Origin of the sequence: Methylobacterium segetis (genome assembly GCF_004348265.1) — a bacterium.
GTDB classification, from domain to species: domain Bacteria; phylum Pseudomonadota; class Alphaproteobacteria; order Rhizobiales; family Beijerinckiaceae; genus Methylobacterium; species Methylobacterium segetis.
This window is the reverse complement of record NZ_SMNT01000231.1, coordinates 1-1,990: the sequence shown is the minus strand read 5'-3', so window position 1 is coordinate 1,990 and position 1,990 is coordinate 1. Positions and strand designations below refer to the sequence as shown.

1 protein-coding gene and 1 pseudogene are annotated in these 1,990 nt (G+C 68.3%); one reads left to right on the top strand and one right to left on the bottom strand.

Features of this window, described 5'->3' with window-relative positions; genetic code table 11:
* Positions 1-288, bottom strand: a pseudogene (locus tag E1J50_RS26275) (hypothetical protein); the annotation flags it as partial.
* Between the two features lie 258 nt (positions 289-546).
* On the opposite strand from E1J50_RS26275, the gene E1J50_RS26270 reads away from it, so the two are divergent.
* Positions 547-1,990, top strand: a 1,444-nt coding sequence (locus tag E1J50_RS26270) for a TonB-dependent receptor (protein WP_132257200.1), incomplete at its 3' end; no start/stop codon positions are given.

Genomic DNA, 1,990 nt, shown 5'->3' with positions numbered 1-1,990 from the left:
GTTGCGGGCCTCCAGGCTGCCGATGGCGGCCGCGCGCGCGAACCACGCGTAGGCGGCGCCCGCGTCGCGCGGCACGCCCGTCCCGTCGAGATGCATCTGGCCGAGCATGAGTTGCGCCGCGCGGAATCCCTTGCCGGCCGCGAAGCGGATCCAGGACGCCGCCTCCTGCGGGCGCCGCGCGAACAGGGCGCGCCAATCGGCCTCCGAATGCCGGTGCAGATCCCAGACGTTCGGGGCCGCGCCGCAGATCCCGCTTCCCGCGCGGGCAGCTGATCCGGAAGGTGGCACGTCCGATCCCACGCCCGAGCCGTCGATCCCGCGAGCAGACCCCGGCGGGCCGCATTCAGCGGCCGCAATACCATGCATTGCACAGATGAAAAGCATCGATTGCGGGTAATCGACCGCAGTTCAGAATGATTTCAAACTCGATTTAGAGCAAATCTAAAATGTTGCGCTTGTGTATCTTTCGCTGAAAACCGCAGGATAACCGTTGCATCCGCCGGCAGAGTTTCACTAAGGACGGTCATTCAGCGGAGACTATCGGTGATGCGTGCCCAACTATCGATGAGGGACACGGGCGGATCGAATGCGGTCGGCCTCGGACTCGCGGCGACGCTCGGCGCCTTCGTGCCGTTCGACGCGGAGGCGCAGGACGTCGCCGCCGACCTGCCGCTCCTCAGCGTCGAGGGCTTCCGCCTGAGCGACCCCAACGTGCTGAACGAAGGCACCGGCCTCTCGCGGCTCCCCGGCCGCATCCAGGACACGCCGCAGGCGATCAGCGTCGTCCCGGGCGAGGTCATCCGGCAGCAGCAGGCGACCACCCTGGAGCAGGCCCTGCGCAACGTGCCGGGCATCACGGTCTCGGCGGGCGAGGGCAATGGCGGCCTCAACGGCGACCAGTTCCGCATCCGGGGCTTCCAGGCCAAGAACGACGTCTATCTCGACGGCCTGCGCGATTTCGGCGTCTACGCCCGCGACAGCTTCAACATCCAGGACGTGGTGGTCATCAAGGGCCCGGCCTCGGAGACGCTCGGCCTCGGCACCGCGGGCGGCGGCCAGACGTTCGGACAGGACGCCTGGGGCGCGCAGAACGTCACGACGGCCATCGCCAAGTTCCACACCGGCTTCCTGCGCCACGAGGTCGTGACCGGGCTCGACCTGTTCTACCAGGACGACGACCGCATCAACTACCAGGTGCTCGGAACGCGCCCGAACCAGCGCCTGCTGACCCCGCTCCACGATCAGGTCGGCTACTCGCTGGTGCCGAACCCGGCCAGCCGCCGCCTGACGCAAGGCGCCAATCTCGGCGCCTTCTTCAGCGACCGGGTCTGGCTGACCGAGCAATTCTCGATCCTGGGCGGCGTGCGCGTCGACCGCTTCGTCAGCAGCTACACCGCCACCAACGCGAACGCCGTCTTCACCCCCTCCGTGATCGCCCCCTCGACCGGGGTCAGCCCGAAGGTCAGCGGCATCTGGCAGCCGACGCCCGAGCAGACCTACTACGTCTCCTATTCGCGCGGCTTCTCCCCGCAGGGGCAGTACGTGGCGAACTCGACGGGCATCGAGATCCCGAACGCCGCCGCGCTGAAGCCCGAGGAGAGCGACCTCTACGAGGTCGGCGCCAAGGTCAGCGTGCTCGGCGGCCGCCTCGGCCTCGCCGCGGCGCTGTTCCGGATCGACAAGAGCAACAGCTTCGACATCGATCCCGTCACGGGCAGCATCATCAACGGCGCCCTCGACGCGGGCGAGCGCCGCCGGGTCGACGGGTTCGAGGCCTCGATCACCGGCAAGCTCAGCGAGGAGTGGAACATCATCGCCGGCTACACCCACCTCGACGGGACGGTCCTGTCCGGCGTCAATGCGGGCCGGGTCGCGCCCTTCGTGCCCGCCAACGCCTTCACCCTCTGGACGACCTACGACCTGACGGCCCTCGGCCGCTCGTGGTGGAACCTGCCGGGGAAGATCACGGTCGGCGGCGGAGTGACCTTCG